This is a genomic window from Rhodococcus sp. NCIMB 12038, from assembly GCF_002165735.1.
Classification (GTDB): Bacteria; Actinomycetota; Actinomycetes; order Mycobacteriales; family Mycobacteriaceae; genus Rhodococcus_F.
On the sequence record NZ_NHML01000013.1, the window covers coordinates 36544 to 62537 of the forward strand.

The 25994-nt window shown below is 66.8% G+C and carries 22 protein-coding genes and 2 pseudogenes; 20 read left to right on the forward strand and 4 right to left on the reverse strand.

What is annotated here, in order from left to right; translation table 11 throughout:
• Nucleotides 1-2 precede the first annotated feature (2 nt).
• From CA951_RS20585 to CA951_RS20600, 4 genes are all read left to right on the forward strand, one after another.
• Nucleotides 3-2327 carry a hydantoinase B/oxoprolinase family protein gene (locus CA951_RS20585; protein WP_087558584.1) on the forward strand — a complete coding sequence of 775 codons (2325 nt, stop codon included), beginning with the start codon at nt 3-5 and terminating at the stop codon, nt 2325-2327.
• Between the two features lie 58 nt (nt 2328-2385).
• Entirely contained in the window at nt 2386-4083 is a 1698-nt protein-coding gene (locus CA951_RS20590; RefSeq protein ID WP_087558585.1) for a (2,3-dihydroxybenzoyl)adenylate synthase, read from the forward strand.
• Between the two features lie 158 nt (nt 4084-4241).
• Nucleotides 4242-5825: an FAD-dependent monooxygenase gene (locus CA951_RS20595; protein WP_087558586.1), complete on the forward strand. Its 1584-nt coding sequence runs from the start codon at nt 4242-4244 to the stop codon at nt 5823-5825.
• Between the two features lie 38 nt (nt 5826-5863).
• The gene (locus CA951_RS20600; RefSeq protein ID WP_179220253.1) at nt 5864-6664 is read left to right on the forward strand and encodes a TetR/AcrR family transcriptional regulator; all 801 of its coding nucleotides are present in this window, start codon (nt 5864-5866) and stop codon (nt 6662-6664) included.
• Nucleotides 6665-6694: 30 nt separating this feature from the next.
• Here the strand turns inward: CA951_RS20600 and CA951_RS20605 are convergent, their stop codons facing one another.
• Both CA951_RS20605 and CA951_RS20610 read right to left on the reverse strand, forming a co-directional pair.
• On the reverse strand, nt 6695-7498 hold the full coding sequence (locus CA951_RS20605; protein WP_087558588.1) for a sugar phosphate isomerase/epimerase: 804 nt from the start codon (nt 7496-7498) through the stop codon (nt 6695-6697).
• A 1-nt stretch (nt 7499) separates the two neighbouring features.
• The gene (locus CA951_RS20610; protein WP_087558589.1) at nt 7500-8657 is read right to left on the reverse strand and encodes a dihydrodipicolinate synthase family protein; all 1158 of its coding nucleotides are present in this window, start codon (nt 8655-8657) and stop codon (nt 7500-7502) included.
• Nucleotides 8658-8825: 168 nt separating this feature from the next.
• On the opposite strand from CA951_RS20610, the gene CA951_RS20615 reads away from it, so the two are divergent.
• From CA951_RS20615 to CA951_RS43475, 6 genes and pseudogenes are all read left to right on the forward strand, one after another.
• On the forward strand, nt 8826-9584 hold the full coding sequence (locus tag CA951_RS20615) for an SDR family NAD(P)-dependent oxidoreductase (RefSeq protein ID WP_087558590.1): 759 nt from the start codon (nt 8826-8828) through the stop codon (nt 9582-9584).
• Nucleotides 9581-10414, forward strand: coding sequence for an aldo/keto reductase (locus CA951_RS20620; RefSeq protein WP_087558591.1), 834 nt, complete (start codon nt 9581-9583; stop codon nt 10412-10414). The genes CA951_RS20615 and CA951_RS20620 overlap by 4 nt, the downstream gene beginning before the upstream one ends.
• A gap of 89 nt (nt 10415-10503) precedes the next feature.
• Nucleotides 10504-10693: pseudogene (locus CA951_RS44370) on the forward strand (deaminase); the annotation flags it as partial.
• An 87-nt stretch (nt 10694-10780) separates the two neighbouring features.
• The gene (locus CA951_RS20630; RefSeq protein ID WP_087558592.1) at nt 10781-11923 is read left to right on the forward strand and encodes an RNA-guided endonuclease TnpB family protein; all 1143 of its coding nucleotides are present in this window, start codon (nt 10781-10783) and stop codon (nt 11921-11923) included.
• A 91-nt stretch (nt 11924-12014) separates the two neighbouring features.
• A pseudogene (locus tag CA951_RS20635) lies at nt 12015-12467 on the forward strand (dihydrofolate reductase family protein); the annotation flags it as partial.
• A 29-nt stretch (nt 12468-12496) separates the two neighbouring features.
• Entirely contained in the window at nt 12497-13126 is a 630-nt protein-coding gene (locus tag CA951_RS43475; RefSeq protein ID WP_179220254.1) for an alpha/beta hydrolase, read from the forward strand.
• A 14-nt stretch (nt 13127-13140) separates the two neighbouring features.
• On the opposite strand, the gene CA951_RS20645 is transcribed toward CA951_RS43475, so the two are convergent.
• Nucleotides 13141-13935 carry an IclR family transcriptional regulator gene (locus CA951_RS20645; RefSeq protein WP_087558593.1) on the reverse strand — a complete coding sequence of 265 codons (795 nt, stop codon included), beginning with the start codon at nt 13933-13935 and terminating at the stop codon, nt 13141-13143.
• Between the two features lie 132 nt (nt 13936-14067).
• Between CA951_RS20645 and CA951_RS20650 the strand changes: the two genes are divergently transcribed.
• The 3 genes from CA951_RS20650 to dmpG are packed head-to-tail and all read left to right on the forward strand — an operon-like array spanning nt 14068 to nt 16879.
• On the forward strand, nt 14068-14883 hold the full coding sequence (locus CA951_RS20650) for a 2-keto-4-pentenoate hydratase (RefSeq protein WP_087558594.1): 816 nt from the start codon (nt 14068-14070) through the stop codon (nt 14881-14883).
• Entirely contained in the window at nt 14880-15851 is a 972-nt protein-coding gene (locus CA951_RS20655) for an acetaldehyde dehydrogenase (acetylating) (RefSeq protein ID WP_087558595.1), read from the forward strand. Before CA951_RS20650 ends, CA951_RS20655 begins: the two co-directional genes overlap by 4 nt.
• A complete protein-coding gene (dmpG, locus tag CA951_RS20660) occupies nt 15848-16879 on the forward strand; it encodes a 4-hydroxy-2-oxovalerate aldolase (protein WP_087558596.1) in 1032 nt (343 codons plus the stop codon). The genes CA951_RS20655 and dmpG overlap by 4 nt, the downstream gene beginning before the upstream one ends.
• Before the next feature lie 143 nt (nt 16880-17022).
• On the opposite strand, the gene CA951_RS20665 is transcribed toward dmpG, so the two are convergent.
• Nucleotides 17023-18480 carry a catalase gene (locus tag CA951_RS20665; RefSeq protein ID WP_087558597.1) on the reverse strand — a complete coding sequence of 486 codons (1458 nt, stop codon included), beginning with the start codon at nt 18478-18480 and terminating at the stop codon, nt 17023-17025.
• A gap of 357 nt (nt 18481-18837) precedes the next feature.
• On the opposite strand from CA951_RS20665, the gene CA951_RS20670 reads away from it, so the two are divergent.
• From CA951_RS20670 to CA951_RS20700, 7 genes are all read left to right on the forward strand, one after another.
• Nucleotides 18838-20472: a methane monooxygenase gene (locus CA951_RS20670; RefSeq protein ID WP_087558598.1), complete on the forward strand. Its 1635-nt coding sequence runs from the start codon at nt 18838-18840 to the stop codon at nt 20470-20472.
• An 85-nt stretch (nt 20473-20557) separates the two neighbouring features.
• Nucleotides 20558-21601: an FAD-binding oxidoreductase gene (locus CA951_RS20675; protein WP_087558599.1), complete on the forward strand. Its 1044-nt coding sequence runs from the start codon at nt 20558-20560 to the stop codon at nt 21599-21601.
• A gap of 51 nt (nt 21602-21652) precedes the next feature.
• Nucleotides 21653-22759, forward strand: coding sequence for an aromatic/alkene monooxygenase hydroxylase subunit beta (locus CA951_RS20680; protein WP_087558600.1), 1107 nt, complete (start codon nt 21653-21655; stop codon nt 22757-22759).
• Nucleotides 22756-23097, forward strand: a complete 342-nt coding sequence (gene mimD, locus CA951_RS20685) for a propane 2-monooxygenase effector subunit MimD (RefSeq protein WP_179220255.1) — start codon at nt 22756-22758, stop codon at nt 23095-23097. Before CA951_RS20680 ends, mimD begins: the two co-directional genes overlap by 4 nt.
• An 82-nt stretch (nt 23098-23179) precedes the next feature.
• On the forward strand, nt 23180-24232 hold the full coding sequence (locus tag CA951_RS20690; protein WP_087558601.1) for an amidohydrolase family protein: 1053 nt from the start codon (nt 23180-23182) through the stop codon (nt 24230-24232).
• Nucleotides 24229-24972 (forward strand): iron-sulfur cluster assembly protein, encoded by a 744-nt coding sequence (locus CA951_RS20695; RefSeq protein ID WP_087558602.1) that lies wholly within the window; start codon nt 24229-24231, stop codon nt 24970-24972. Before CA951_RS20690 ends, CA951_RS20695 begins: the two co-directional genes overlap by 4 nt.
• Entirely contained in the window at nt 24969-25994 is a 1026-nt protein-coding gene (locus tag CA951_RS20700) for an NAD(P)-dependent alcohol dehydrogenase (RefSeq protein WP_087558603.1), read from the forward strand. Before CA951_RS20695 ends, CA951_RS20700 begins: the two co-directional genes overlap by 4 nt.

The window sequence follows — 25994 nt, forward strand, 5'->3', positions numbered from 1 at the left end:
AGATGACCATGCAAATCCCCGGCGCCGAAATTTTCTCGAGCCGACCGATCGACCCCGACGAACTCTCGCGCTCGCTGCCGCCGTCGCTGCCCGTCCACAGCGTCACCCAGGAGCAGATCGACGAACTCGACCCGCTGACCTACGAGGTCATCCGGCACCGGCTGTGGTCGGTCACCGACGAGATGGGCGAGGCCCTCAAGCGGATGTCCGGCTCCCCGATCGTCACCGACGCGAACGACTTCGACTTCGCGATCAGCGACGAGATCGGCCAGGAAGTTCAGGTCGGTCTGTACAACACGATGCTCGTCGGCGCCGTCGATCTCGCGATCTACTGGACCCTCCGGCACCGGGCCACCAACCCGGGCATCACCGAGGGCGACATGTTCCTGTGCAACGACCCGTGGGTCGGAGGCGGCCTGCACCAGAGCGACGTGATCGTCTACCAGCCGGTCTTCTACGACGGCAAGCTGTTCGGGTGGACCAGCGCCATCTGCCACGAACCCGACCTCGGCGGGTCCGGGCTCGGCTCGTTCGACCCGTCGGCGAAGGACGTCTTCTCCGAGTCGTTGCCCACCCCGCCGATCAAGGTGGTCCGGGACTACGAATTGCAGCGCGACGTCGCCGACGCCTGGGTGCGGCGGTCGCGGGTACCGATGCTCGTCGGGCTCGACCTGCGCGCGAAGATCGGCGCCAACACCGTCGGCCGCAACCGTCTGCTCGCGGTGATCGAGCAGTACGGTGCCGACACCGTCAAGGCCGTGATGAAGCGGATGATGGCGGACGCCGAGGGGCGCCTGCGCGGCAAACTCGAGTCGCTGCCGGACGGCACCTGGAAGGCCACCGGCTACCAGGACCAGTCCCACACCGGTGACCGCGGAATCCACAAGATCACCGTGGCGATGACGAAGACCGCGGACCATCTCACGTTCGACTTCACCGGCACCGATCCGCAGACCGGCGTCATCAACTGCACGTACGCCGGGATGCGCGGCGGCGTGATGCTGGCCCTCCTGCCGATCCTTGCCGGCGACATCCCCTGGTCTGCCGGCGGGCTGATGCGCTGCTTCGATCTGGTCTCCGAGGAGGGCACGATCAACAACGCCACGTTCCCCGCCGCGGTCAGCCGCGGACCGATCGGCCCGGCCTGGCTGACCGGGACGCTGATCGCCGAATGCCTGTCCCAGATGCTCGACCGTTCCGTCGATCTCGGCAAGAGCGTGCAGGCCGCGTGCTGCGGCACGTGGGACACCGCGGTGATCGCCGGTCTCGACGAGCGGCCCGAGCAGTCGGTGCCGTTCCTGAACATCATGATGGAACCCATGTCCGGTGGATACGGCGCCCGCCCGACCGCCGACGGCATGGACACCGGTGGCCTGTTCTGCATCCCGATGGGCCGGATCCCGGACACCGAGATGACCGAATTCCTCTACCCGCTGCTGACGCTGTGGCGCCGGGAGGAACCCGACTCCGGCGGGCCGGGACGCCAGCGTGGCGGTGTCAGCGCCTCGATCGCCGTCACCCCGTACGGCACCAGCCTGCCGATGGGCCTGGTCCTGGCGTCCGCGGGCAAGGCCGTCGCCCAGAACAACGGACTCGCAGGCGGTTACCCCGGCAACACCGGGGTGGAAGTCCTCGCCCGTGACACCGGCGTGGTCGAGCAATTCGCCGCCGGTCGCATCCCGGGCTCGCTGGACGACCTCGGCGGCGGTCGCGAATTCGGCGCCTGCTACGCCGAAAGCTACGTTGCCCCAGGCGAAGTGCTCTACATGCACTGGCAGGGCGGCGGCGGATACGGTGATCCCCTGCTGCGCGATCCGGCCGCGGTGGCCGCCGACGTCCGCGAGGGCAAGGTCACCGAGCACGGTGCCGAGACCGTCTACGGTGTCGTTCTCGCCGACGGTGACGCCGATGAGGTCCGTACCTCGCATCGGCGGGACGAGATGCGCACGGAGCGCCGGGATCGCTCCGGCGGAACCCCGTCGGATGCCCCCGTGGTCGACCTCGCCGGGGCGCGCAGGCTCGACGACAACCTCGCCGAGGTCACCGTCGGAGACACCCGGGTGATCGCGTGCGCCCAGTGCGGACGCCTCCTCGCCGACGAGAAGAACAGCACCTCCCTCGATCTGGCGCGGTTCGAGGGCCCGTCGTCGACGGCCGGACCGCAGGTCACGTCCGATCCGGCCGAGTACGTGGACACCCCCGTCGTCTTCCGGCAGTTGTGCTGCCCCGGTTGCTGGACTGCCGTCTATTCGGGCATCGTGCCCGCCGATCACCCCGATCACGCCCTCGATGTGGCCCGGCTCCTGCCCGCGGCGGCGGAGCGGTGACTGTCCGGGCACTCGCATTTTTCCGGGTAATCGCACAATGGAGGGAAGGAGGGCAGCGGTGACATTCTCGGATTGGGGCGGACGCCTCGTCACGTTCCCCGACGACCGGGCCTCCCGCTATCGCGACAGCGGGGCGTGGAGCGAGCACCCGACCGGGCGGCGGCTGCACCAGGTCGCCATCCGGTTCCCGGATCGGCCTGCGGTGATCAGCGCGGAAGGCTCGATGAGCTACGCCGAGTTGGACAGGCGCACCGACGAGATCGCGGCCGGACTGATCGGGCTCGGACTCCGCCGACTCGATCCGGTGATCTTCCAGCTGACCAACCGGCTCGAGACGGTCCTCGCGTGGTACGGGTGCATCAAGGCCGGGCTCGTCCCCGTCGCGACGCTGGCCGCGCACCGCATGCACGAGATCGGGCACGTCAGCCGCACGGTCGGCGCCGTCGCCCACCTCGTCGAGGCCGGACTGCCCACGTTCGACCTCGTCGAATTCGCCCGCGAGCACGCCGACGACCATCCCAGCATCCGGCACGTCATCACCGTCGGAGGCGGGGCGGGCACCGGCGAGCCGGACGTGGTTCGACTCGAGGACCTCGGGGCCGGCACCGATCCCGGTGCCGCCCGGGCCGCCGTCGAGGAGATCGAGGCGCAGATCGATCCGCTCGACGTCGCCGCGTTCCAGCTGTCCGGCGGCACCACCGGCGTCCCCAAGGTCATTCCACGCATCCACGCCGAGTACTGGAACAACGCCCGGATGTACGCGCAACGGCTCGGGTGGGACCAGGACAGCCGGGTGGCGCACCTGATCCCGATCATCCACAACGCCGGAATCTCGTGCGGGCTGCACGCGGCGCACTCGGTCGGGGCCTGCCTGGTGCTCGCCACCGCCGATGCGCCGACGGCCTTCGAGTTGATGGCGAAGGCGCAGGCGACCGAAGTCCTCATCGGACACGGCCACTACCAGGCGGTGCTGGGCCCGGACTTCGACAAGGCACGGGAAACGCTGCGCCGCGTCGTCCTGTCCGGCGCCAAGGTCTCCGCCGAATTGTTCGACCGCGTCGACGACGGGGCCGGGCATTGGGCGGGCCAGTTGTTCGGGATGTCCGAGGGGCTGTTCACGGTGACCCCGCTCGACTCCCCCGCGCGGGCCCGCCTGGCCACGGTGGGCACACCGATCGCCTCCGACGACGAAATTCGCATCCTCGAACCCGGCGGCGAGAGCGAACTCGCCGACGGTGAGGTAGGTGAATTGTGTTGCCGCGGGCCGTACACCATTCCCGGCTATTTCGACGCGACCGAGCACAACGCGGCCGCCTTCACCCCCGACGGCTTCTACCGCACCGGAGATCTCGCTGCGATCACCGTCATCGACGGCGAGCGGTACGTGTCGATCGAGGGCCGCATCAAGGACCTCATCAACCGGGGCGGTGAGAAGGTCAACGCCGAGGAAGTCGAACTACTCCTCCTCGAGCACCCCGGCATCGCGGATGTCGCGGTCGTCGCCATGCCCGATCCCCGCCTCGGCGAGAAGACGTGTGCGTATCTGATCGCGAGGGACGGGGAAGATTTGCCGCTCAACGAGATTCAGGAGCACCTCGCGAAACTCGGCGTGGCCAAGTTCAAGTGGCCGGAACGGCTGGAGTGGGTGCCCTCCCTGCCTCACACGAACGTGAACAAGATCGACAAGAAGCGGTTGCGTGCCGATATCGCGGCGAAACTCCTCGCCGAGGCGGACGCGCCCCGCGCAGTCGTGTAGGGCGCGCAGCGTAAATCGACTGCGCATCACCACTTTCGGGGCATGCCTGCACAGGTGTGCCCCGAAAGTCGTTCACTCTCTTTCGCCGCTGCCGGATTGACCAATCGACATATGCGTAGAATAATCAACACAAACGTCACACAGACTGGAGTCAGCCCATGAACCTCGAGCGAGTCGCAGTGATCGGCGGCGGCCCCGGCGGTCTCTACGCCGCGAGACTGCTCAAGCGCAGCCACCCGGACGCCGAAGTGACCGTCTACGAACAGAGTTCCCCGGACACGACATTCGGATTCGGTGTCGGTCTGGCCTCCCGAACCCAGCGCAACCTCCGCGACGCCGACGCCGACTCGCTGGACGCGATCGTGGCTGCCGCTCACCCGCACGAGATGTCGATGCAGGTCGGGAGCGAGGTCGCCCGGCTCGCCCACGGTGATCTCCTCGCGATCGCGCGCACGACGCTGCTCGCGGTGCTGCAACAGCACGCCCAGGACGCCGGTGTGCACCTGCGCTTCGGCGAACGGCGCGAAGCCGCGGACCTCGACGCGGACCTCGTCATCGCGGCGGACGGGATCAACAGTGCCACCCGCGCGCGGCTCACCGACGAGTTCGAACCCCGAATCGACACCGGCGCCGGACTGTATCTGTGGTGCGGAACCGACTTCGCTCTCCCCAGTGCCATCTTCGTCCCGGTCACCACCGAACACGGCACGTTCGTCGCCCACGCCTACCCGTACGCTCCGGACCGCAGCACCTTTCTCATCGAAACCGATGAAGCCACCTGGCGGCGAGCCGGATTCGACGTCTCCACCGATCGCACCGCACCCCAGGACAGCGACGAGGTCTCATTGCAGTACCTCCAGGACGCGTTCGCGGAGACCCTGCAGCATCATCGGCTCATCGGAAACCGCACGAAGTGGATGCGGTTCCGCACCGTCGGCTGCACGCGCTGGCACAGCGGCAATGTCGTGCTCCTCGGCGACGCCGCCCATACCGCGCACTACTCGATCGGATCCGGCACCAAACTCGCGATGGAGGACGCCATCGCGCTCGACCGCGCCCTGACGAGCGCGGCGAAGCTCGACGATGCCCTGACCGAATACGAGCGGGTCCGCCGCCCCGCCGTCGAACACCTCCAGCAGATCGCCCACCGCAGCGAACTCTGGTGGGAATCGTTCCCGCAGCGCATGGACCTGCCCGTCGACCAGCTGATGATCGCGTACATGACCCGGGCGGGAAAGGTCGGGCTGGACCGGTTCGCCGAATCCGCGCCGGCGGTCGTGTCCCAGGGCCTCGCGAGCTACGCGAGCCTGCCCGCCGACACCGTCGCCCCCACCGACATCACGGACTGGATCCTCGCGCAACCACTGGCCCACCACGGCGCGAACTTCGCCACTCGGATCGCGCCGGCAGCCCTGCGCGGAGCATCCACGACGGCGGCTGTCGCTGTCGCGTGCGCCTCCGCCTGGGACGCGGAGGCCGACGCCGTCGTCGACAACGCACCGCAGGCGGAGGCCCTCTGGCTCACCGGACCGGACTCCCGCGCCGCCGTGCTGAACCGTCTCGACCTCGCCGAACGGCTGCTGCGGGCCACTCCGGCGACCATCGTCGTCGAGGCCCCCACTACTTACCGGGCCGATGTGGCGGCCGGCCTGGCGAGCGCACGAGCGCACCTCGCGTTCTTCACCGAACCGGCATCCACCGAACCCGAGCCGGTCATGTCCGGCACCCGGGCACCGGCATGACTGCGCGGACCGCATCCGGCTCGCACTATCCTTCGGACATGACACGTGAGCAGGCCACGCCCGGTCGGCGAGGCCGCGGCAAGGCAACGGCCGGCCCGGCAGCGCAGCCCACCGAGGACAGCGCCGCCGGTCGCAATCCCCGGCGCGAGCTGGTCGAGAAGCAGATCATGGAGCAGGCCACCCGCCTGTTCGCCGAGCGGGGATTCGCCAGCACCACCCTGCAGGACATCGCCGACGCCACCGGTCTGACCCGGCCCGCCCTCTATCACTACGTGGCCAACAAGGATGAACTGCTCTCCCGGCTCGTCAGCGAGAGCACCGAAACTCCCGCTGCCCTGCTGCACGAGATCAACGAGCGCACCGAACTCGGCCCCACCGAGAAACTGCGCGAAATGGCGGTCGCCATCGCCATGCACCAAGGGGAGAACCCCGACCGGTTCAGGCTGATCATCCGGTCCGAAGCGGAACTTCCGGAAGACATCGCGCGAAGGTACCAGCAGAGCCGACGGCACGTGCTGAAGGAATTCATCACCGTGATCGAAGACGGCATCAAAGCCGGCGAGATGCGTCCGGTCGATCCGCGGACGTCGGCACTCGGCATCATCGGCATGCTCAACTGGATCGCCTGGTGGCACCAGCCGGGGAAGGAGGACGACGACCGCGCCGTCGCCGCTCAACTCGCGGACATGGCTCTGCGCGCCGTCGTTCACGAAGAGTCCACCCCGACCGGGCTCGAAGGACCCGCACGGGCCATCGCGCTGCTCCGGCAGGACCTCAACTACCTCGAACGACTCCTCGAGAGCACGCCGAACACCCCGGGCGACGACGCGGAGGGCTGAACGGCAACCCGCTTGGCAGAGTGGATGAACTCAGATGCGGGCCAGGCCCTCGGCGGCGGCCTCGGTGGCGACCAGCGCGGTCTCGGCCCACCACCGGTCGCTGAGGACTTCGACCTCTACGAGTCCCCGATAGCCGGCGCGCTCGCACTGGGCGACGAAACCGGTCATGTCGATGCAGCCCTCGCCGGGCATGCCTCGGCTGCTCAACTCCCCGTGGATGGGGGTGACCCAGTCGGCGAGCTGGACGGAGAACAGCTTGTCGCCGGCCCGGGCGATCTGTTCCGCCAGCGCCGCGTCCCACCACACGTGATACGAGTCGATCCCGATGCCGACTAGGTCGGAGTCGATGGACTCGACCAGATCGTTCGCCTCCTGCAGCGACGTGATGACGGATCGGCTCGACGCCATCATCGGGTGCATCGGTTCGACAGCGAGCCGCACGCCTGCCGCTCGCGCGTAGGGCTCGAGTTCGGCGATGCCGTCCCGGACCTGCAGGCGGGCGCCGGCGAGGTCACCGTACGCGGCGCCGCACACCAGGTACAGGCAGTCCGCGTCCAGGGCGTGCGCCTGGTCGACGGCAAGCCGGTTGTCGTCCATGGCTTTTCGCCGCAGCGAAGCGGTCGGTTGCGGGAACATCCCGCCGCGGCAGATGCTGCTGACCCGCAGCCCCGACTGCCGCAGCCGGGTGGCCGCCGCGGTCAGGTCCAGGTTCTCGAGCACGTCCCGCCACAGGCCGACGCCGCCGAACCCCCACTTCTCGGCGAGGTCGGCGACTTCCGTGAATCCCGATCCCTTGATCGTGACGGAGTTGAGGCTGCACCGCGAGAGGTCCATGTCAGCGGATCCCGTGCACCGCGAAGTACGCCGAGGCGCGTGCGGCGGTGAAATCGGGATCGGTGAACAGGCCGATCGCGTCGGCGGCGCGGACCAGTTCGGCGAGATGCGTCAGGCTGCGGCCGGTTTCGAAGCCGCCGATCATCCGGAAATGGTCCTGCTTGCCGCCCAGGTACGCCAGCCAGGCCACGCCGACCTTGTAGTACTGCGTCGGTGCGGCGAACAGCAGCCGGCTCAGGGTTTCGGTGGGGCCGAGGATGTTCCGGAAGCCCTGCTCGTCGCCGTCGTCGAGGCGGGCGAACGCGGCGGAGGCGAACGGTCCGAGCGCGGCGAACGCCCCGAGGAGCGCGTCACTGGTGTGGGTGCCGTCGCCGGCGATCAGGTCGACGTAGTTGTAGTCGTCGCCGGTGAACACCCGCACACCGTCGGGCATCCGCCGCCGCAGGGCGATCTCGAGCGCCGGGTCGAGCAGCGACACCTTGATGCCGCGCACCCGTTCGCGGTGGTTGTCGATGATCTGCAGGACGGTGTCCATCGCCGCGGTGGGATCGGAGAATCCCCAGTAGCCGTCGAGTGCGGGATCGAACACCGAACCCAGCCAATGTAATACGACCGGCCGGGTGGCCGCCGACAGCACCGCGTCGTAGACGGAGAGGTAGTCGTCGGGGCCGCTCGCTGCCCGGGCGAGGTGCCTGCTGGCCATCAGCACCACCTCGCCGCCGGCGGACTCGATCGCCTCGACCTGCTCGAGGTAGGCGTCGCGGATCTCCTCCAGCGTGGGCGAATCCGTCTTCAACTGATCGGTGGCAACACCGACGACGACCCGGCCGCCGACCGACTTCGCGGCGGTCAGGGTGCGGACCGCGAGTTCGCGGGCGCCGGCCCAGTCGAGCCCCATGCCGCGCTGCGCGGTGTCCATCGACTCGGCCACCCCGAGTCCCAGCGACCACAGGTCGTGGCGCAGTTGCAGGGTGGCGTCCCAGTCGATCTGGTCCGCGGCGTTCTCGGCGGACGCGCGCAGTGGATCGGCGACCACGTGCGAGGCCGCGTACACCGCCCTGCTGGTCGGCGCCGCGGACCGGGTGTCCAGCCGGGCGGGCTCGCCGAACGCGAGTGTGTGGGTGGAGCCGTCGGAAGTGGGAAGGGCGATCGAGGCCATGCAAACTCCTGAAATCGTTTTCTTGCTGAAGTGAAACTCACCATATACGCTGATGAATATCAAGGTCCAGACCGAATATGGATGAGATTTCGGAATGAAAGCATTTTCTAGCGCGTTGCAGGGCCCCTATGGCCACCTCGCCGCGCGGCATCGGAAGGGAGCCACGACGTGGGCGCAACAACACAGGGCAGCGGGGTGACGACGCTGTGCGGCAAGGCCGCCATCGTCACCGGCGCGGCCGGGGGAATCGGATCCGCAATCGCCAGGGCGCTCGCGGCGCAGGGCGTCGTGGTGGTGGGCGTCGACGCCGACCCGAAGATCACCGAGGTCATGGACGGGATCGGCGGGCACGGGCTGTGTGGGGATCTCACCGATCCAGCCTTCAGTGCATCCGCCGTCGACCTCGCCCAGCAGGTGGCCGGGAGTCTCGACATTCTGATCAACGCGGCAGGCATCCAGCTGCGGACGCCCGCGATCGACGTGGAGGAGGACGGCTGGCAGCGGCTGGTCGACGTGAACCTGTCGGCCGTGTACCGGCTGACCCGGCAGGCGATGAAATCGCTGATCGCGTCGGGCGGCAGTGTCGTCAACATCGCTTCGCTGTCCGCCGACCGCGCGGTGCCCGGCATCGTGCCCTACGGCGCGACCAAGGCCGCGCTCACCCAACTCGGCAAGGGACTGGCGGTCGAAGTCGGACCGCAGGGCGTGCGCGTGAACACGATCGCGCCGGGCTACATCGAGACTCCGATGACCGCGGAGGTTCTCGGCCAGAAGGAGTTCCGTGCCCAGAAGCTGAGCCGGATTCCGTTGCAGCGGTTCGCCGACGGCGACGACGTCGCCGACGTCGTACTCTTCCTCGTCTCCGACGCCGCCCGCTACGTCACCGGCGTCGTGCTGCCCGTCGACGGCGGGTACTCGATCACATGACCGAGGCAACGACGATTCCGTCGGTCACCCTGAGTAACGGGGTCGTGATGCCCGCCATCGGATTCGGGGTGTTTCAGATTCCCGACGACGCCATGGACGCGACCGTCCGGCACGCACTGGAGGCCGGGTACCGGGCCTTCGACACCGCTCCGATGTACGGCAACGAGCGCTCCCTCGGCCGCGCCCTGACCGATTCCGGTGTGCCCCGCGAGGAACTGTTCGTGACCACCAAGGTCTCCAACGAAGACCAGGGTTACCAGTCGACCCTGGACGCCGTCGAGAAGAGCGTCGCCCGCCTCGGTCTGGATCATGTGGACCTGTGCCTGATCCACTGGCCGGCCCCCGCTCGTGGCGCGTACCTCGACACGTGGCGGGCACTCGAACAACTCCACGCCGCCGGCCTGGTCCGGGCGATCGGAGTCTCGAACTTCCAGGCCGATCACCTGGACCGGTTGCTCGAGGTCGCCGCCGGGCGTCCGATGGTGAACCAGATCGAAATACATCCACTGCTTCCCCAGCAGTCGATGGTGGAACTGCATCGGAGTCTGGGCATCCACACCCAGGCGTGGGCGCCGCTCGCCCGTGGCCGGCTGCAGGAGAATCCGGTACTCACCGAACTCGCACGCAGGCACGACGTGTCCCTCGCTCAGCTCGTGCTGCGGTGGCATCTGCAGCGCGGCACCATACCCCTGCCGAAATCGTCTTCACCGGAACGGATGCGCGCGAACATCGACGTGTTCGACTTCGCGCTCGACGCCGCCGAGATCGCGCAGATTTCCGCGCTGGACCGGAACGAGAGAACGGGGCCCCACCCCGACGACGTCCACTGAACCAGGGCCCAGGACCCCGCGCCGATGAGTTTGTCCTGCCCTCGGAGTCTCTTCCTCGTTACCATCGTCGAGAGCGCAGGAGGAACCGAGTGAGTCAGCTGCTGAGAGTCCAGAACTTCAACGTGTCGCGTGACGGGTTCGGTGCCGGTGACGGCCAGAGCTTCGAGAGGCCGTTCGGTCACGCCGACCCCGGTGTCCTGTTCGCCTGGGCGGGTGCCACGGCGAGTTGGCACATGCGCACCGGCCCCGGCGGGAGCCGCGGCCTCGACGAATACTTGATCCGTAAATCTTTCGGCGCAAACTCGGTCCTTCGGGGCCGGGATAGCCGATCTGGTTTTGTCGAACCGTGGGGTTAGTGTCTGGGTCATGGCGGGGAGGGTGGTGAAGCGGGCGTTCAAGTTTCGTTTCTATCCGACTGCGGTGCAGGCGGAACAGCTTGCNCGGACGTTCGGGTGCACCCGGTATGTCTACAACCGGGCGTTGGCCGAGCGGACGCGGGCNTGGTCGCAGGAGCAGCGGCGAATCACCTACAGCGACACCTCGACGATGCTCACCGGATGGAAACGGGACGCGGAGACGGAGTGGTTGGCGGAGCCGTCGAAGGGGCCGTTGCAGGAATCGCTGCGACAGTTGCAGGGCGCGTTCGAGACGTTCTGGCGCAAGCAGTCCCGCTACCCGCAATTCAAGAAGAAGGGCCGGTCGAAGGATTCGGCGACCTACTACTCGAACTGCTTCACCTACCGCGGCGGGCAGCTCCGGTTGGCCAAGCAGTCCGAACCCCTGGATATTCGGTGGTCGAGGCCGCTGCCGGACGGGGCTGTGCCGTCGCAGGTGACGGTCTCGCGCAATGCTCGCGATCAGTACCACATCTCGATCCTCGTCGAGGACACCATCAGCGAACTCGANCCGGCCGATCGNGTGGTCGGGCTCGACGCCGGGATCACCAGCCTGTACACNCTCTCGACGGGGGAGAAGATCACCAACCCCCGACACGAGCGCACGGACCGTGCGCGGCTGGCGAAGGCGCAACGGGCGGCGGCCAAGAACCAGAAAGGATCGCGTAACCGAGCCAAGGCCCGACTGAAGGTCGCGAAGATCCATGGCCGGATCGCCGATCGGCGCCGCGATTATCTGCACAAACTCTCCACTCGACTGGTGCGCGAAAACCAAGTGATCGCCATCGAGGATCTGAGTGTGCGGAACATGGTGAAGAATCGGTCGTTGTCCCGGGCGATCTCGGATGCGGGTTGGTCCGAGTTCCGGTCGATGCTCGAGTACAAGGCCGGCTGGTACGGGCGGCGGGTGGTGGCGGTCGATCGGTTCTGTCCGTCGTCGAAGACCTGCTCGGTGTGCGGGGAGATCGCCTCGGCGATGCCGCTGGAGGTGCGGGAGTGGACGTGCCGATGCGGCGCCGTCCACGACCGGGACGTGAACGCGGCGAGGAACATTTTGGCCGTCGGACTGGCGGTGGCAGCCTGCGGAGACGGTGTGAGACCACCCCGCACATGAAGTGCGGGGCGGCGACTGTCGGTGAAACAGGAACCTCGGGACGTGAGACCCGAGGGGAATCTCGGTCGTTCACGGCCGAGAGGAAGTCAACCGCGACTACGACCGCAATATCGGCGCCGAGATCATGGGCCGTAACAAGTTCGGTCCGCACCGCGGGCCCTGGGAGGATCACGAGTGGCGTGGCTGGTGGGGCGACGAACCCCCGTTCCATACCCCGGTATTCGTGCTGACCCACCACGTCCATCCGTCGTTCACGCTCTCCGACACCACGTTCCACTTCGTCGACACCGATCCGGCCACGGTCCTCGAGCAGGCGCGGGAGGCGGCGCAGGGTAAGGACGTCCGGCTCGGCGGCGGGGCCACCACCATCCGGGAGTTCCTCGACGCCGACCTCGTCGATACCCTGCATGTGGTGGTCTCGCCGATCGAACTCGGATCCGGGGCGCAACTGTGGGAATCTCCCGACGACCTGCTCGACCGGTTCCACTGCGACGTCGTGCCCAGCCCGAGCGGCGTCACCCACCACCTGTTCTGGCGAAAGTGACACGCGGCGCACTTCGATAAGGTTGAGAGATGAGGGCCCTACTCGTCCTGCTCTCGGTGCTGCTCGCCGTCGTCGTGGCGGGCTGCTCCGGCGGTGAAGATTCACCGTCGACGGACGGTGACACCACCGGCACCAAGATCGAGGTCGGCGGCGGCGACGCCCTGCAGTGGGGCGACGGCGAGTACGGGGTGGTGCTGGCGCACGGTGCCGTCTTCGACGCCGCCAGCTGGGAGAATCAGGCCACGGCCATCGCCGACCAGGGGGCCACCGTCATCGCGGTGGAAAACATCGCGCCGGAGTCGATCGCGGCCGCCGTCGCGAAACTCCACGACGACGGGCACACCGACGTCGCGCTGATGGGCGGAAGCGCGGGCGCCGACGCGATCCTGCAACTGGCGTCGCAGCAGCCCGGACTCCCCGACCAGTTGGTGCTGCTCTCCCCCAACAAGATCGTCGACGGCCTCGGCGACGAGCCCAAGCTGTTCATCGCGAGCGAGGACGAACCCGTCGCCGACGTGTCGCAGCAACTCGCCGACAACTCACCAGGCCAGAACAACGACGTGATCCTCCTGCCCGGCTCCGACCACGGACAGAACATCTTCGACGGCGAAAACGCCGACGCGGCCATGGGTGCGATCCTCGAGCGGCTGGCCGGCTGATTCCAGCGCGGACCTCACCGTCCGATACTTCGATCCCCGGCCTCGGTGAGTGCTCGTGTGATGCTCAGTGCGGTGGTGTGCACGGCGGGCCCGACGCGCCGGATGTCGACCTTGCCGATCCACCCGGACGCCGAGACGGCGGCGACCGGTGGACCGTCGTCGACGCGGACGGCGCTGGCGACACACGCGACGCCGGGCGCCGACTCCTCGTGCTCGTACGCGATGCCGGTCGACGCGATTCGCCGGAACTGACGCACCAGCGCTCCGGGTGCGGTGATGGTGCGCGGACCCACCCGCGGCAGCCCTGCCGCGACCACGGCCTCGAACGCCGCGGGCGGTGATCCCGCGAGCAGAGCCTTGCCCACCCCCGTCGCGTGTGCGGGGAGACGCCCACCCACGCCGGACGGCAGCCACGGCGCATCCCGCCCCGGCAGGATCTCGACGTACACCACCTCTGCGCCGTCGAGGATCGCCAGGTGCACCGTCTGCCGCGTCGCTTCCCGCAGGTCGGCGAGGAACGGCAGCGCCACCTCACGGACCGAACGTCGCCGCGACGCCCGTTCCCCGAGTTCGAACAGCCGCAGTCCGAGCCCTACCTTGGCGCCGCTGCGCTCGAGAAACCCGACGCCCTCCATCTCCTTCACCAACCGCGACACCGTCGCCTTCGGGATCCCGGTGCGCCGGGTCAACTCGTTGACACCCAGCGTCGTGTCGGTGGGTCCGAACGCCGCGAGCAGATCCGATATCCGCCGGACCACCGACGTCGGCTCGTCACCCGCCGAAGAAGTGTTCCGTTCTACGGGACTCATTCGTTGAGTATCCCCATTCCGCCCGGCACAGTACAAGCAACGACGCACACCACGTCACAAGAACGACAGACTCCGAACCCATGACCGACTGGCCCGAACCCGGTGCCGAAGAGCCACATTGCGAGGTAACTGATGGCCGCCCCCGTAGTTGATTCCCAACCGAATTCGTCGATCCAGACCGCCGCGGAGCGGCTCACCGCCGCAACCGCACGACCGTGTGCGCCCGTGCGGGACCTGCTCGGGACCACCGACATCGGCGCGGCGTATGCCGTCCAGCAACTGCTGACCGACCAGCGACTCGCTGCCGGGGGGACGGTCACCGGCCGCAAGATCGGGTTGACCTCGCCCGCCGTGCAGCAGCAGTTGGGGGTGGACCAACCGGACTTCGGGGTGCTGTTCGCCGACATGGACGTCACCGCCCTGCCCGAGGTGCCCAGCGGCCGGTTGCTGCAGCCGAAGGCCGAGGCCGAGATCGCGTTCGTGCTCGGCGCCGACCTCATCGACGGCGACCTCGACGACGCCCAGATCCGTGCCGCCGTCGCCCGCGCCGCCGCCGCATTGGAGATCGTCGACTCCCGGATCGCCGACTGGGACATCACCATCACCGACACCGTCGCCGACAACGGCTCCTCCGGGTTGTACGTCCTCGGTGAGAACTGGCTCACCCTGGACGAATTCGAACCCCGCGACGTCGTGATGCAGCTGTACTCGGGCGACGAACTGGTCTCCGAGGGCACCGGCGCCGCCTGCCTGGGCGACCCGCTCACAGCCCTGGGCTGGCTCGCCCGCACCGCCCGCGACTACGGGCAACCGCTCCGCGCCGGGCAGGTCATCCTCTCCGGCGCCCTCGGCCCCATGGTCCCCACCCCACCCGGCACCACCGTCCGCGCCGAACTGTCCAGCCTCGGCACCGTCACCGCCACCTTCTCGAAGGACACCCACTCATGAGCGACACCCAGACGATCAAGGTCGCGATCATCGGCTCCGGCAACATCGGCACCGACCTGATGATCAAGGTCCTGCGCAACTCCGACATCCTCGAGATGGGCGCCATGGTCGGCATCGACCCGAACTCCGACGGCCTCGCCCGCGCCGCCCGCCTGAAGGTCCCGACCACCGCCGACGGCGTCCAGGGCCTGATCGGTCTCGACAACTTCGCCGACATCGACATCGTGTTCGACGCCACCTCCGCCGGGGCCCACCGGGCCAACGCCGCCGCCCTCGCCCCGTACGGCAAGAAGTTGGTGGACCTGACCCCGGCCGCGATCGGCCCGTACGTGGTGCCGCCGGTCAACCTCGAGGAGCACCTCGACGGGGACGTCGACAACGTCAACATGGTCACGTGCGGCGGGCAGGCCACCATCCCCATGGTCGCCGCCATCTCCGCCGTCACCCCGGTCGCCTACGCCGAGATCGTCGCGTCCATCGCGTCGAAGTCCGCCGGCCCCGGCACCCGCGCGAACATCGACGAATTCACGGAAACCACCTCGCACGCCATCGAACAGGTCGGCGGCGCGGCCCGCGGCAAGGCGATCATCGTCCTCAACCCCGCCGAACCACCCCTGCTGATGCGCGACACCGTCCTCGCCCTCATCGGCGACGCCGACCACGACGCCATCCGCGCCTCGATCACCGAGATGGCCGCCCGCGTCGCCGAGTACGTCCCCGGGTACCGGCTCAAGCAGGACGTCCAGTTCACCCCGATCCCCGACGGCGAACCCGTCCACACCCTGCTCCCCGGTGGCGCCGGCCCGGTCACCACCAAGGTGTCGGTGTTCCTCGAGGTCGAGGGCGCCGCCCACTACCTGCCCGCCTACGCCGGCAACCTCGACATCATGACCTCCGCCGCCCTGCGCACGGCGGAATCCATCGCCCGACGCATCCAGAACACGATCCCCGCGGAGGTCGCACGATGACCAAGCTCTACATCCAGGACGTCACCCTGCGTGACGGCATGCACGCCGTCCGGCACCGCATCACCCCCACCGACGTCGGCCGGATCGTCGCCGCCCTCGACGCGGCCGGTGTCGACGCCATCGAGGTCGCGCACGGTGACGGTCTCGCCGGCGGCTCCCTCAACTACGGGCCCGGCTCCAACACCGACTGGGAGTGGATCGAGGCCGCCGCCGACAACCTCACCCACGCCACCCTGACGACCCTGCTGCTGCCCGGTATCGGCACCATCGCCGAACTCGAACAGGCCCACAAGCTCGGGGTCCGCTCCATCCGGATCGCCACCCACTGCACCGAGGCCGACGTCGCCGCCCAGCACATCACCAAGGCCCGCGAACTCGGCATGGACGTCTCCGGGTTCCTGATGATGAGCCACATGACCCCCGCCGACAACCTCGCGAAGCAGGCGAAGTTGATGGAATCGTATGGGGCGCACTGTGTGTACGTCACCGACTCCGGTGGCCGGCTCACCATGAACGGTGTCCGTGACCGGGTCCGCGCCTACCGCGACATCCTCGACCCCGGCACCCAGATCGGGATCCACGCGCACGAAAACCTGTCGCTGTCCGTCGCGAACAGTGTCGTCGCCGTCGAAGAAGGCGTCACCCGCGTCGACGCCTCCCTCGCCGGGCACGGCGCCGGCGCCGGCAACTGCCCGATCGAGGCGTTCATCGCCGTCGCCAACCTCCACGACTGGGAGCACGGGTCCGACCTGTTCGCACTGCAGGACGCCGCCGACGACCTCGTCCGGCCCCTGCAGGACCGGCCCGTCCGCGTCGACCGGGAAACCCTCACCCTCGGCTACGCCGGCGTCTACTCCAGCTTCCTCCGGCACGCCGAAACCGCTTCGAAGAACTACGGCATCGACGTCCGCACCATCCTCCAGGAAGTCGGCCGGCGCGGCCTCGTCGGCGGACAGGAAGACATGATCACCGACATCGCCCTCGATGTGCTTCGCACCCGTGAGTACTTGTTAACTACGGGCGGTTAATAAGTACTCACGGGCGCGAAGCGCACGGCGTGCCGCCCACCACCTCCGCCGCGTGGTGAACGGCACGCCCGCAGGCGACGCGCAGACCCTGTTCCCAGTCCAGGGTCGTGCAAGGCGCGCCGCCGGGCTGTTGGGTACTCGATCTACAAGGCGCCGAGCGCCTCACAGGCCTTCCGCACACCTTCGCCGTAGGCGGGATCGGCCTGGGTGCAGTTGGCGATGTGGCGTTCGATGACGTCGACCGACGCCCCGGTGATCGCGCGGGCGGTGTTCTCGAACAGCACAGTCTGCTGCTCGGCGTTCATGCTGCGGAAGAGGTTGCCGGGCTGTTCGAAGTAGTTGTCGTCGTCGGCCCGATAGTCGAACCGGTCGGCGACGGCACCCACCCCGAGCGGCGGTTCGGCGTAGCTGGGCTGATCGGCGAAACGGCCGTGGGAGTTGGGTTCGATGCTCGGGATGCTGCCCTGATTGCCGTCCACTCGCATCGCGCCGTCACGGTGGAAGGAATTGACGTGCGCCGCGCCTCTCGGGCAGTTGACCGGGATCTGGTGATGGTTGACGCCGAGGCGGTAGCGGGCGGCGTCGCCGTACGAGAACAGTCTGCCCTGGAGCATGCGGTCCGGGGAGAATCCGATGCCGGGAACGATGTTCGCCGGGGAGAACGCCGCCTGTTCGACGTCGGCGTGGTAGTTCTCCGGGTTGCGATTGAGTTCGAGTTCACCGACCTCGATGAGGGGGTAATCCTTCTTCGACCACACCTTGGTGAGGTCGAAGGGATGGTAGCGGTAGGTCTGGGCGTCGGCTTCGGGCATGATCTGGACGGAGAGGGTCCACTTCGGGTAGTTGCCCTCCTCGATCGCGTTGAAGAGGTCGCGCTGCGCCGACTCGCGGTCGCCGGCGACGACGACGGCGGCTTCCTCGTCGGTGAGGTTCTTGATGCCCTGCTGGGTGCGGAAATGAAATTTCACCCACGAGCGTTCCCCGGCGTCGTTGACGAACGAGTAGGTGTGTGAGCCGAATCCGTGCATGTGGCGGTACCCGTCGGGGATGCCGCGGTCGGACATCACGATGGTGATCTGGTGCAGGGCCTCGGGGAGATTGGTCCAGAAGTCCCAGTTGTTCTGCGCCGAACGAAGGTTGGACTTCGGGTCGCGTTTGACCGCATGGTTGAGATCGGGGAACTTGAGAGGGTCGCGGAAGAAGAAGACGGGGGTGTTGTTGCCCACGACGTCCCAGTTGCCCTGTGCGGTGTAGAAGCGGACGGCGAAGCCGCGGATGTCGCGCTCGGCGTCGGCGGCCCCCCGCTCGCCTGCGACGGTGGAGAATCGCAGGAAGATCTCGGTCTGTTTGCCGACTGCGGAGAAGACGTCGGCGCTGGTGTGCGCGGTGATGTCGTGGGTGACGCGGAAGGTGCCGAAGGCGGCGGACCCTTTGGCGTGCATCCGACGTTCGGGGATGACTTCGCGGTCGAAGTGCGCGAGTTTCTCGAGAAACCAGACGTCCTGCAAGAGCATCGGACCGCGCGCGCCGGCGGTGAGACTGTTCTGGTTGTCGGGTACCGGTGCACCGGCGACGGTGGTGAGTCCGTTGGGGTTGGTCATCGATTTCTCCTGTCTGTCACCCGGGGCTGGTCGGGTGAATGCGGTTCGGCGAGAGCATCCCTCAGGACAGCGCGCGATGGTGTCTCAATTTGACATCCCGCGGCCGTCAGAAGTCACGTTCACCGGATCTCTCCGGACGGTCCGACCAGGTGGCGCAAACTCGTGTTCCGGCCCCGCCCCCCGTGAGTACTTGTCAACCACGGGCGGTTAATAAGTACTCACGGGCGCGGAGCGCCTGCCTGGATGTGACAGTCGTCTCACACTGAGACGGTCGAGAGCTGGGTCACACGGTTGAATCAATCGCACACCGTCCCCCACAGCCGGCACCCGGCCGGCTCTTGATCCAGGAGGCGCACATTGAGTAGGCAAAGCCTGACAAAGGCCCACGCGAAGATCACCGAACTGTCCTGGGATCCGACATTCGCAACCCCGGCCACCCGGTTCGGCACCGACTACACCTTCGAGAAGGCTCCGAAGAAGGATCCTCTCAAGCAGATCATGCGGTCCTACTTCCCGATGGAGGAGGAGAAGGACAACCGCGTGTACGGCGCCATGGACGGTGCCATCCGCGGCAACATGTTCCGCCAGGTGCAGCAGCGGTGGCTCGAATGGCAGAAGCTGTTCCTGTCGATCATTCCGTTCCCCGAGATCTCGGCCGCCCGGGCGATGCCGATGGCCATCGACGCCGTGCCCAACCCGGAAATCCACAACGGTCTCGCGGTGCAGATGATCGACGAGGTTCGTCACTCGACGATCCAGATGAACCTCAAGAAGCTGTACATGAACAACTACATCGACCCCGCCGGGTTCGACATGACGGAGAAGGCGTTCGCGAACAACTACGCGGGTACCATCGGCCGGCAGTTCGGCGAAGGGTTCATCACCGGTGACGCGATCACCTCGGCCAACATCTACCTGACCGTGGTCGCCGAGACCGCGTTCACGAACACCCTGTTCGTCGCCATGCCCGACGAAGCCGCCGCCAACGGCGACTACCTGCTGCCGACCGTCTTCCACTCGGTGCAGTCCGACGAGTCGCGGCACATCTCCAACGGCTACTCGATCCTGCTGATGGCCCTCGCCGACGAGCGGAATCGCCCACTGCTCGAACGCGACCTGCGGTACGCGTGGTGGAACAACCACTGCGTCGTCGACGCCGCAATCGGCACCTTCATCGAATACGGCACCAAGGACCGCCGCAAGGACCGGGAGAGCTACGCCGAGATGTGGCGTCGCTGGATCTACGACGACTACTACCGCAGCTACCTCATCCCGCTCGAGAAGTACGGCCTGACGATTCCGCACGACCTGGTCGAAGAGGCGTGGAAGCGCATCACCGACAAGGGCTACGTCCACGAGGTGGCCCGGTTCTTCGCCACCGGTTGGCCGGTCAACTACTGGCGTATCGATGCCATGACCGACAAGGACTTCGAGTGGTTCGAGCACAAGTACCCGGGCTGGTACTCGAAGTACGGCAAGTGGTGGGAGGAGTACAACCGGCTCGCCTACCCCGGTCGCAACAAGCCGATCGCGTTCGAAGAGGTCGGGTACCAGTACCCGCACCGGTGCTGGACCTGCATGGTGCCGGCCCTCATCCGCGAAGACATGGTCGTCGAGAAGGTGGACAACCAGTGGCGGACCTACTGCTCGGAAACCTGCTACTGGACCGACGCCGTCGCATTCCGTGAGGAGTACCAGGGGAAGGCCACTCCGAACATGGGACGGCTCACCGGGTTCCGTGAATGGGAGACCCTGCACCACGGTAAGGACCTCGCCGACATCGTCTCCGATCTCGGTTACGTCCGCGACGACGGCAAGACCCTGGTCGGTCAGCCGCACCTCGATCTGGACGACCCGAAGAAGATGTGGACCCTCGACGACGTGCGGGGCAACACCTTCCAGAGCCCGAACGTGCTCTTGAACCAGATGTCCGACGCCGAACGCGACGCCCACATCGCCGCATACCGTGCCGGCGGCACCGTTCCTGCCTGATCCAGGCTCGGTGGGTGGCGCCGCGGCCACTTCCGGCGCCACCCACCGCTACACCATTCACTTCACAAGCCCAGGAGAATCCCCCGTGGCCGACAAGCACCGTATCAACTTCGAGCCCGTCGACATCGAGATGGAAGTCGGCGAAGACGAGTACATCCTCGACGCCGCATTCCGGCAAGGCATCCACCTGATGCACGGCTGCCGTGAGGGGCGGTGCTCGGCCTGCAAGTCGTTCGTCCTGGACGGCGATATCCAGATGGAGAACTACTCGACGTTTGCGTGCAACGAATCCGAGGTCGACGAAGGGATGGTATTGCTCTGCCGCTCAACCGCATACAGCGATTGCACGATCGAGCTGCTGAACTTCGACGAGGACGAACTTCTCGGCGGCGTCCCCATCCAGGATGTACGCACCCAGGTGACCGGGATCGAGTCGATGACCAAGGACATCGTCTCGCTGCGATTGCAGCCCGTCGAACCCGCCGCCTACGAGTTCAGGCCCGGCCAGTATGCGGACCTGAAGATCCCCGGGACCGAGGAGCATCGGTCCTTCTCGATGGCAACGACGCAGTCGACACCCGGCCATATCGAATTCCTCATCAAGAAGTATCCGGGGGGAAAGTTCGCCGGGCTGCTCGACGATGCCATCTCGGTCGGCGACGAGATCAGCTTGACCGGTCCCTACGGGTCGTTCACCCTCAAGGAAGGTCACGTCCTGCCGATCGTGTTGATCGGCGGCGGAGCCGGAATGGCCCCCGTCCTCTCTCTCCTGCGGCACATGAGCGAGACGGGCAACACCCGCTCGGTGCACTTCTACTACGGTGCCCGGACGCCCGCCGACCTGTTCTACGTCGACGAAATTCTCCGACTCGGAGAAGGACTCACGGATTTCACGTTCGTGGCCTGCCTGTCGGAATCGATGGTCCCGGAGCCGGCGGGATCGATCGTCGTCGAAGAAGGCAACGTCACCGACGTCGTGAGCCGCCGCGAACCGGACATCGGCAAGACCGAGGTCTATCTCTGCGGACCACCGCCGATGGTCGACGCGGCGCTCGCTCTGCTCGAGGCCACCGACACCCCGAGCGATCAGATCTTCTACGACAAGTTCACCAGCCCCGCCTTCGAGTAGCCCACCACAGGAATTCACAGCCCTCTTTCCCCGACAGAACTGAGAAACGAGATGACCGCAACCTCCGAGCCCAAGCAGCGGAGCTTTCCGAAGATCGAGTTCACCGACTCCGAAGCCGGTGCGCTGGAGTTCCCCAGCTCACGCAGCCGCACCTTCAACTACTACACGCCGGCCAAGAAGCGGTCGACGATGTACGAGGACGTGACCGTCGACGTCCAACCCGACCCGGATCGCCACCTCTCCCAGGGCTGGATCTACGGATTCGGCAATGGACCGGGCGGATACCCGCAGGACTGGACCGTCGCGAAGTCGTCGAACTGGCATGCCTTCCTCGACCCGAACGAGGAGTGGGACCAGACGATCTTCCGCAACAACTCGAAGGTCGTCCACCAGGTCGAACTGTGTCTCTCCAACGCCAAGCGTGCCCGCGTCTACGACGCCTGGAACACTCCCTGGTTGACGTTCATCGCCCGCAACCTGGGCGCGTGGATGCATGCCGAGAACGGTTTGGCACTGCACGTGTTCACGTCCATCCAGCGTTCCGGGCCGACCAATATGATCAACACGGCCGTCGCGGTGAACGCTGCCCACAAGATGCGCTTCGCCCAGGACCTCGCGTTGTTCAACCTGGACCTGTCCGAGGCCACCGAGGATTTCGACGGAGACGCGCACAAGGCGGTCTGGCAGTCCGCACCCGAATGGCAGCCCACCCGGGAGGTCGTCGAGCGGCTCACCGCCGTTCCGGACTGGTGTGAGCTGCTGTTCGGCTCCAACATCGTCTTCGAACAGCTGGTCGGTTCGCTGTTCCGCACCGAACTGGTGATGCAGATCGCGGCCGGTAACGGTGACTACATCACCCCCACGATCGTCGGCACCGGTGAGCACGACTACGACCGCGACCTGGCATACACCCGCAACCTGTTCCGGTTGCTCACCCGTGACCCCGAGCACGGCGAGTCGAACAAGGAACTGTTCGGCACGTGGCTGGCCACCTGGGTGCCACGGTGCCTCGACGCCGCCCGCGCACTGCAGCCGATCTGGTCCCAGCCCGCCGACAAGGCCGTCACCTTCGCCGACAGCCTCGACGCCGCCACGGCGAAGTTCCGTTCCCTGCTCGAGGAGATCGGGCTCGACATCCCCAAGGAGTTGGACCAGTGACCATGCAATTCGGATCGTCCACTGAGTTCTCCAACATGTGCGGCGTCACGTTGATGAACACCCCGATCGGCCGAGTCGTCGCGGAGGTGATGGGCGCGAAAGACGGCGTGGAGCTGACCGAGTACCCGTCGATGATTCGCGTCGACGGCCAGAAGCTGCTCGACTTCGACTACGACGAACTGACCGACGCCCTGGGTCAGGATTTCGACGGCTCGATCTTCGAGGAGATCAGCTCCACCCACTACGGGCGCATGGTCCACCTCGACGAGAAGACCCTGCTGTTCGCAAGCCCCGAGGATGCCGCCGAGTACATCGGATTCGACCTCACGGAGAACTAGCCCGCAGCTGTCCGGGGCCACCGAGACAGGTGGCCCCGGACAACCCCCAGCCCACCCGGAACCAGGACCAAGCGAGGACGCGATGTATCAGAAGGACGGTCAGAAGTACTTCATCGTCGATGGGCACGTGCACATCTGGGACGGCCGCGAGTCGAACCAGAAGAACGTGCACGGCAAGCAGTTCATCGACTGCTTCTACGACTACCACAAGAACCTCAGCCCCGAAGAGGTCGTGTGGGATTACGACACCTACACGTACTACGGCAGCGAACGCTTCGAGCGTGACCTCTTCGTGGACGGATACGTCGACCACGCGATCTTCCAGGCCACCCTGCTCAGCGACTTCTACCACAAGGGATTCGGGCAGACGGACGAAGCGCTCGCCCTGGTCGCCAAGAATCCCGGCAAGCTCACCTACAACCATGCCTACGACCCGCGCCACGAGGAAGCCGGCCTCGAACAGCTCCGCAAGGACGCGGACCGGATGAACCTGCAGGGCGTCAAGCTCTACACCGCCGAATGGCACGGCGACTCCCGCGGCTACAAACTCGACGAACCGTGGTCGCGGCGCTACCTCGAAGAATGCATCAAGCTGGGGATCAAGAACATTCACGTTCACAAGGGCCCGACGATCCGCCCCCTCGACCGCGACGCTTTCGACGTTTCCGATGTCGACAAGGTCGCCACCGACTACCTGGACCTGCGATTCGTCGTCGAGCACGTGGGTCTGCCGCGGCTCGAGGACTTCTGCTGGATCGCCACCCAGGAGTCGAACGTGTACGGCGGTCTGGCAGTGGCGTTGCCGTTCATCCACACCCGGCCCCGCTATTTCGCCCAGATCATCGGTGAACTGCTCTACTGGATCGGCGAGGACAAGATCCTCTTCGGCAGCGACTACGCACTGTGGACCCCGAAGTGGCTGATCGAGAAGTTCGTCGACTTCCAGATCCCCGAGGACATGCAGAGCGAGTACGCCCCGATCACCGTGGAGCAAAAGCAGAAGATTCTCGGTCTCAACGCGGCAGCGCTGTACGACATCGACGTTCCCGCCGACCTGCAACTGGCCGAGCCGGCCGGACAGGAAGGTGTGGAGGTCGCCGCCGGGGCGCGCGAGCCGGAATCCGTGCCGTCATGACCGCCGTCGTCGTCTGCACCGAACACGACGTCCTGATGGCCCTGTCGACGGTCACCGACCCGGAACTGGACGAACCCATCACCGATCTCGGGTTCGTCCGGTCGGTCACCCTCGACGACGACGGGGTCACCGTGCACCTGCGGCTGCCCACCGCGTTCTGCTCGCCGAACTTCGCCTACCTCATGGCTTCCGATTCCCTCGACGCGCTACGCCTGATCGAGGACATCGGCGAGGTGCGGGTGCTGCTCGACGACCACCACGACAGCGACAAGATCAACGCCGGCCTCGCCGCCGACGCCGGATACGTCGGGACGTTCGGCTCCGAGGCGGAGGACAGTCTGCACGAACTGCGTCGAATGTTCCGGTCCAAGGCACACGCCGCCGCGATGGAACGGTGCGTCGAGGCGCACCTGAAGACCACCGACCTGGGGGTGAACGAGATCTACCGGCTCACTCTCAGCGATCTCGCTCCGGGAAAGGCGAAGGCCGCGTTGCTGCGTCGCCGGATCGGCATCGGGTTGAGCATCTGCCCGGCCAGTCGGGTGTTCGTCGACGACGACGGCAAGCGCATTCCCCCGGAATCGGTGCCGATGCGGCTGCGCTTCGCCAAGTCGGTGCGCATCTCGATGGAGGGCAACGCCCACTTCTGCCGCGGACTGCTCGCCACCCGCTATGCCGACAGCGAATCCGTCGGCGCCACACCGCGAATCACCAACCTCAGAACCAGGAGCCCGCGATGAAGGCCGTGCAAGTGGTGGGATACCACACCAAACTGCAGCTCACCGACATTCCCGAACCCACCGTCGAGGGCCCGCTCGATGTCGTCGTGCGCATCGGCGGCGCCGGCGTGTGCCGCACGGACCTGCACATCCTCGAGGGGCAGTGGGAGGAGAAGTCCGGTGTCGCACTGCCGTATACGATCGGCCACGAGAACGCCGGCTGGGTCCACGCCGTGGGCGATGCCGTCACCAACGTTGCGGTCGGCGACAAGGTGATCCTGCACCCCCTGATCACGTGCGGGCTGTGCCGGGCATGCCGCTTCGGTGACGACGTCCACTGCGAGAACAGTCAGTTCCCGGGCATCGACGTCAACGGCGGCTACGCCGAATATCTCCGTACCACCGCACGCAGCGTGGTGAAGATCGACGACTCGCTCGAACCGGCCGACGTCGCCGCACTCGCCGACGCCGGACTGACCGCCTACCACGCGGTTGCCAAGGCCGCGAAGACGACCCGCCCCGGGGACGTGTGCGTGGTGATCGGGGCCGGCGGCCTCGGCCACATCGGCATCCAGGTCCTCAAGGCCATCTCCGGCGTCACCGTGGTCGTGCTCGACCGCAACCCCGCGGCCGTCGAACTGGCCGTGAAGATCGGCGCCGACCACGGCATCGTCGCCGACGGTACCCACATCCAGCAGGTACTCGACCTGACCGGCGGACACGGCGCCGAGGCTGTCGTCGACTTCGTCGGCGAAGGCGGCGCCACCCGGGAAGGCATCGCGATGCTGCGCCGCGCCGGGAACTACTACGTCGTCGGATACGGCGAGAACATCGACGTCCCGACCATCGATGTGATCTCCACCGAGATCAACTTCATCGGAAATCTCGTCGGCTCCTACAACGATCTTCAGGAGCTCATGACCCTTGCCGCCCAGGGCAAGGTCACGTTGCACACCACCCGATACCGGCTCGAGGACTTCCAGCAAGCCCTCGACGATCTCGATGCCGGGCGGGTCCGCGGTCGGGCGATTCTCGTCCCGTAA

Bases quoted from the DNA above. Each gene is read 5' to 3' on its own strand.
- CA951_RS20585 (WP_087558584.1), top strand. From the start codon at position 3: ATGACCATGCAAATCCCCGGCGCCGAAATTTTCTCGAGCCGACCGATC.
- CA951_RS20595 (WP_087558586.1), top strand. From the start codon at position 4,242: ATGAACCTCGAGCGAGTCGCAGTGATCGGCGGCGGCCCCGGCGGTCTC.
- CA951_RS20600 (WP_179220253.1), top strand. From the start codon at position 5,864: ATGACACGTGAGCAGGCCACGCCCGGTCGGCGAGGCCGCGGCAAGGCA.
- CA951_RS20605 (WP_087558588.1), bottom strand. From the start codon at position 7,498: ATGGACCTCTCGCGGTGCAGCCTCAACTCCGTCACGATCAAGGGATCG.
- CA951_RS20610 (WP_087558589.1), bottom strand. From the start codon at position 8,657: ATGGCCTCGATCGCCCTTCCCACTTCCGACGGCTCCACCCACACACTC.
- CA951_RS20620 (WP_087558591.1), top strand. From the start codon at position 9,581: ATGACCGAGGCAACGACGATTCCGTCGGTCACCCTGAGTAACGGGGTC.
- CA951_RS43475 (WP_179220254.1), top strand. From the start codon at position 12,497: ATGAGGGCCCTACTCGTCCTGCTCTCGGTGCTGCTCGCCGTCGTCGTG.
- CA951_RS20645 (WP_087558593.1), bottom strand. From the start codon at position 13,935: ATGAGTCCCGTAGAACGGAACACTTCTTCGGCGGGTGACGAGCCGACG.
- CA951_RS20650 (WP_087558594.1), top strand. From the start codon at position 14,068: ATGGCCGCCCCCGTAGTTGATTCCCAACCGAATTCGTCGATCCAGACC.
- CA951_RS20655 (WP_087558595.1), top strand. From the start codon at position 14,880: ATGAGCGACACCCAGACGATCAAGGTCGCGATCATCGGCTCCGGCAAC.
- dmpG (WP_087558596.1), top strand. From the start codon at position 15,848: ATGACCAAGCTCTACATCCAGGACGTCACCCTGCGTGACGGCATGCAC.
- CA951_RS20665 (WP_087558597.1), bottom strand. From the start codon at position 18,480: ATGACCAACCCCAACGGACTCACCACCGTCGCCGGTGCACCGGTACCC.
- CA951_RS20680 (WP_087558600.1), top strand. From the start codon at position 21,653: ATGACCGCAACCTCCGAGCCCAAGCAGCGGAGCTTTCCGAAGATCGAG.
- CA951_RS20690 (WP_087558601.1), top strand. From the start codon at position 23,180: ATGTATCAGAAGGACGGTCAGAAGTACTTCATCGTCGATGGGCACGTG.
- CA951_RS20695 (WP_087558602.1), top strand. From the start codon at position 24,229: ATGACCGCCGTCGTCGTCTGCACCGAACACGACGTCCTGATGGCCCTG.
- CA951_RS20700 (WP_087558603.1), top strand. From the start codon at position 24,969: ATGAAGGCCGTGCAAGTGGTGGGATACCACACCAAACTGCAGCTCACC.